At 60.4% G+C, this 5,617-nt stretch carries 3 rRNA genes; all 3 read left to right on the top strand.

Features of this window, described 5'->3' with window-relative positions:
- Window positions 1-203 precede the first annotated feature (203 nt).
- A 16S ribosomal RNA gene (locus tag JF70_RS08295) occupies window positions 204-1,728 on the top strand.
- 405 nt (window positions 1,729-2,133) lie between these two features.
- Window positions 2,134-5,204, top strand: a 23S ribosomal RNA gene (locus JF70_RS08300).
- A gap of 171 nt (window positions 5,205-5,375) precedes the next feature.
- Window positions 5,376-5,492, top strand: a 5S ribosomal RNA gene (gene rrf, locus JF70_RS08305).
- Together the 16S, 23S and 5S rRNA genes form the textbook arrangement of a ribosomal RNA operon.
- The last annotated feature ends 125 nt before the right edge of the window (window positions 5,493-5,617 follow it).

Raw genomic sequence — 5,617 nt, forward strand, 5'->3', positions numbered from 1 at the left:
TGTTGGTGTGGTGGTGGTTTGAGAACTCAAGAGCGTGTTTGTGCTACTTATAGCTTTTTGATTGCCAGTCCGATGCCTTCCCCTGTTTGGGGTTTCGTGGGAGCGTGTAATTGGTGTCGGGGTTTTTCGTGGGTTGGTTTCCTCCTTATGGAAGCCGGCCCGTCAATTATTGATGTGGGCTGTTTCGGCCTTCTTCATGGTTTTTTGTGGAGGGTTTGATTCTGGCTCAGGATGAACGCTGGCGGCGTGCTTAACACATGCAAGTCGAACGGGATCCGGGCAGCTTGCTGCCTGGTGAGAGTGGCGAACGGGTGAGTAATGCGTGACCAACCTGCCCCATGCTTCGGAATAGCTCCTGGAAACGGGTGGTAATGCCGGATGCTCCGCACTGTCGCATGATGGTGTGGGAAAGGGTTTACCGGCATGGGATGGGGTCGCGTCCTATCAGCTTGTTGGCGGGGTGATGGCCTGCCAAGGCTTCGACGGGTAGCCGGCCTGAGAGGGCGACCGGCCACATTGGGACTGAGATACGGCCCAGACTCCTACGGGAGGCAGCAGTGGGGAATATTGCACAATGGGCGAAAGCCTGATGCAGCGACGCCGCGTGCGGGATGACGGCCTTCGGGTTGTAAACCGCTTTTGATTGGGAGCAAGCGAGAGTGAGTGTACCTTTCGAATAAGCACCGGCTAACTACGTGCCAGCAGCCGCGGTAATACGTAGGGTGCAAGCGTTATCCGGATTTATTGGGCGTAAAGAGCTCGTAGGCGGTTCGTCGCGTCTGGTGTGAAAGTCCATCGCTTAACGGTGGATCGGCGCCGGGTACGGGCGGACTGGAGTGCGGTAGGGGAGACTGGAATTCCCGGTGTAACGGTGGAATGTGTAGATATCGGGAAGAACACCGATGGCGAAGGCAGGTCTCTGGGCCGTCACTGACGCTGAGGAGCGAAAGCGTGGGGAGCGAACAGGATTAGATACCCTGGTAGTCCACGCCGTAAACGGTGGATGCTGGATGTGGGGCCCGTTCCACGGGTTCCGTGTCGGAGCTAACGCGTTAAGCATCCCGCCTGGGGAGTACGGCCGCAAGGCTAAAACTCAAAGAAATTGACGGGGGCCCGCACAAGCGGCGGAGCATGCGGATTAATTCGATGCAACGCGAAGAACCTTACCTGGGCTTGACATGTGCCGGACGGCCGCGGAGACGCGGCTTCCCTTCGGGGCCGGTTCACAGGTGGTGCATGGTCGTCGTCAGCTCGTGTCGTGAGATGTTGGGTCAAGTCCCGCAACGAGCGCAACCCTCGCCTCGTGTTGCCAGCGGGTCATGCCGGGAACTCACGGGGGACCGCCGGGGTTAACCCGGAGGAAGGTGGGGATGACGTCAGATCATCATGCCCCTTACGTCCAGGGCTTCACGCATGCTACAATGGCCGGTACAACGGGATGCGACATGGTGACATGGAGCGGATCCCTGAAAACCGGTCTCAGTTCGGATCGGAGCCTGCAACCCGGCTCCGTGAAGGCGGAGTCGCTAGTAATCGCGGATCAGCAACGCCGCGGTGAATGCGTTCCCGGGCCTTGTACACACCGCCCGTCAAGTCATGAAAGTGGGCAGCACCCGAAGCCGGTGGCCCAACCTGTTTGGGGGGGAGCCGTCTAAGGTGAGGTCCGCGATTGGGACTAAGTCGTAACAAGGTAGCCGTACCGGAAGGTGCGGCTGGATCACCTCCTTTCTACGGAGATTTTGGAAATCCCCTGCGTGTGATGCGTGGGGGTCGTGCCTGCGGGTCCGGCCGGTTGGCCGGATGGTGTGGGCGTGCTGGCGTGGAACGGTCTTGAGGCTGTGGCATGGATGCGCTGTTGGGTTCCCGGACCGCCACCTTGGTGGGTGGTGTTCCTGATGCCCGTCGGGTTCCTGCGTGGGGGTTTGTCCCGCGTCGGGTCCTGTCGGTGTGCTGGTGGTTTGAGAACTGGATAGTGGACGCGAGCGGATGGCCGGCTTTCGGGCTGGTTGTCTGCTGTATTGTTTCGTCCGGGCCCATGCGAGTGGGTTCGGGTCGATCGTTTTGTGATCGTTTAGTGTGATGATTTGTCGTCTGGCAGTTCGCAGTTGTTGTTGTCGTGGCATGGCCTGTGGTCGTGTTGTCGGCAAGGGCGCATGGTGGATGCCTTGGCAGACAGGACCGATGAAGGACGCGTGGGGCCGCGATAGGCCTCGGGGAGCCGCCGACAGGGCTTTGATCCGAGGGTGTCCGAATGGGGTAACCCGCCGGCCGTGATGGGCCGGCACCGCATTCGTGCGGGGGGTACGCAGGGAAGTGAAACATCTCAGTACCTGCAGGAAAGGATATTCCGTGAGTAGTGGCGAGCGAAAGCGGATGATGGCCAAACCGGTGCCGTGGAAGACCCGTCGGGGGTTGCGGCATGGGTGTTGTGGGACTTGGCGTCCGGGCTCCGACGGGCCCGGCGGCAGTGATAAAGCGGCGTGTGAGGCGAACGGGATTGAATTCCCGGCCGTAGAGGGTGATGGCCCCGTAGCCGAAGGCGCGCCGCCTGCCGGTCCTTGTTCCCAAGTAGCGCGGGACTCGTGGAATCCCGTGTGAATCGGCCCCGACCGTGGGGTAAGCCTGAATATTCCTGTCTGACCGATAGCGTACGAGTACCGTGAGGGAAAGGTGAAAAGCACCCCGGGAGGGGAGTGAAAGAGTTTCTGAAACCGTGTGCCTACAATCCGTCGGAGCCCTTCGGGGTGACGGCGTGCCTATCGAAAAATGAGTCTGCGAGTCAGTGGTGCGTGGCGAGGCTAACCCGTGTGGGGCAGCCGTAGCGAAAGCGAGTCCGATAAGGGCGTTTCCAGTCGCGTGTCCTGGACCCGAAGCGGGATGATCTAGCCCTGGGCAGGTTGAAGCGCGGGTAAGACCGCGTGGAGGACCGAACGGACCTGGGTTGAAAACCGGGCCGATGACCTGGGGCTAGGGGTGAAAGGCCAATCAAATTCCGTGATAGCTGGTTCTCTCCGAAATGCATTTCGGTGCAGCGTCGCGTGAGTGCCTCCATGGGGTAGAGCTACTGGATGCTTGAGGGCCCGTATCGGGTACCGACAGCAGCCAAACTCCGAATACGTGTGAGGTGTATCGCGGCAGTGAGTCGGCGGGGGATAAGCTCCGTCGTCGAGAGGGAGACAGCCCAGATCGTCGTCTAAGGTCCCCAAGCGCGTGCTAAGTGGGAAAGGATGTGGAGTCGCATAGACAGCCAGGAGGTTGGCTCAGAAGCAGCCATCCTTGAAAGAGTGCGTAACAGCTCACTGGTCTAGTGGTTCCGCGCCGATAATGTAGCGGGGCTCAAGCACGCCACCGAAGACGCGGCAGCGCAGTTCGCTGTGCTGGGTAGGAGAGCGTTCCGCGTGGGGCGAAGCGGCGGCGTGAGCCGGCCGTGGACCGCGTGGAAGTGAGAATGCAGACATGAGTAGCGAGAGGCGGGTGAGAATCCCGTCCGCTGGATGACCAAGGGTTCCGGGGCCACGTTCGTCGTCCCCGGGTGAGTCGGGTCCTAAGGCGAGGCCGACAGGCGTAGTCGAATGGATGAAGGAGTCGATATTCTCCTACCGGCGTCAAGCCGTCCAATCCAAGACGTGGAAGCATGCCCTTACCTGTGTCGGGCGATGGTCTTCGGACCGTCCGATGGCATGGGACCGGCGTGTGGATGCGTGGCGGGTAGCGCGGGAGTGACACGGAACGGGAGCCGGGCCGCGGTGGTGGTTATCCGTGGTCAAGCATGCGGCGCGTCGGGCAGGCAAATCCGCCCGGCATGAGCGCGAGGTGTGATGATGGGGGGTCTTGTGCCCCGAATCCGGTGTGCCGTTCCGTCGAGAAAAGCTTCGGCGTGAGGAGTGGCGCCGCCCGTACCCCAAACCGACACTGGTGGTCAGGTAGAGTATACCAAAGCGATCGAGCGAATCCTGGTCAAGGAACTCGGCAAATCACTCCCGTGCCTTCGGTATAAGGGAGGCCCCGGCCGGTGAGGCGCCTTGCGCGCGGAGCCGGCTGGGGCGGCACAGACCAGGGGGTAGCGACTGTTTACCAAAAACACAGGTGCATGCGAAGACGTAAGTCGCTGTATATGCACTGACGCCTGCCCGGTGCCGGAAGGTTAAGAGGATCCGTCATCCCTCTTCGGAGGGGGCAGCGGTGAATTCAAGCCCCGGTAAACGGCGGTGGTAACTATAACCATCCTAAGGTAGCGAAATTCCTTGTCGGGTAAGTTCCGACCTGCACGAATGGCGTAACGACTTCCCCACTGTCTCGACCAGGAGCTCGGCGAAATTGCAGTACGAGTAAAGATGCTCGTTAAGCGCAGAAGGACGAAAAGACCCCGGGACCTTTACTATACCTTGGTATTGGCGTTAGGTGCGGACTGTGTAGCATAGGCGGGAGGCTTCGAAGCGGGTGCGCCAGCATCCGTGGAGCCGGAATGTGAAATACCGCTCTGTCCTCATCTGGCCTCTAACCTCGGCCGGTCATCCCGGCCAGGGACAGTGCCTGGCGGGTAGTTTAACTGGGGCGGTTGCCTCCCAAAGAGTAACGGAGGCGCCCAAGGGTTCCCTCAGCCCGGTTGGCAATCGGGTGTTGAGTGCAATCGCACAAGGGAGCTTGACTGCGAGACCGACGGGTCGAGCAGGGACGAAAGTCGGAGATAGTGATCCGGTGCCGGCGTACGGACGCGGCATCGCTCAACGGATAAAAGGTACCCCGGGGATAACAGGCTGATCATCCCCAAGAGTCCATATCGACGGGATGGTTTGGCACCTCGATGTCGGCTCGTCGCATCCTGGGGCTGGAGCAGGTCCCAAGGGTTCGGCCGTTCGCCGATTAAAGCGGCACGCGAGCTGGGTTCAGAACGTCGTGAGACAGTTTGGTCTCTATCCTCTGCGCTCGTTGGAATCTTGAGGAGCCCTGCCCATAGTACGAGAGGACCTGGGTGGACGAACCTCTGGTATGCCGGTTGTCGCGCCAGCGGCACGGCCGGTTGGCTACGTTCGGATGGGATAACCGCTGAAAGCATCTAAGCGGGAAGCCCCCTCCAAGATAAGGATTCCATGAAGCCTCCGGGCTTCTGAAGACCCCATGCAGAACACATGGTCGATAGACCGGACGTGGACACCCCGCAAGGGGCGGAGCCGACCGGCACTAATGGTCGAGGACAACACAACACCCACCCCCTGGAGGGGTGGCGGCATCAACCCTACTGCGCATCCTGCCTGCGGCAATGAACACGGACGGCCACAGGCGATCGACAACGGAACACGCGTCCACCATCCGGTCCCCGAACCACCAGGAGACCCCATGCCCTTCGCATGAAGGCGTGGATGAAATTGAAGATTCGCGGCGGTCATGGCCTGGGGGAGACGCCCGGTCCCATTCCGAACCCGGAAGCTAAGACCCAGCACGGCAATGGTACTGCACCCGGAAGAGTGTGGGAGAGTAGCACACCGCCGCCATTACACTTGAATACGGGAGATATCCTTGGGAGAACATTCCTGAGGATGCCTCCCTTTTTCATATTCGGCTCAGACCAATGCTTGGCTGTTCCTGTCCTCCTGCACAAAGCCGTGAGGGAAACAAT

Origin of the sequence: Bifidobacterium mellis (assembly GCF_000967265.1) — a bacterium.
GTDB classification, from domain to species: domain Bacteria; phylum Actinomycetota; class Actinomycetes; order Actinomycetales; family Bifidobacteriaceae; genus Bombiscardovia; species Bombiscardovia mellis.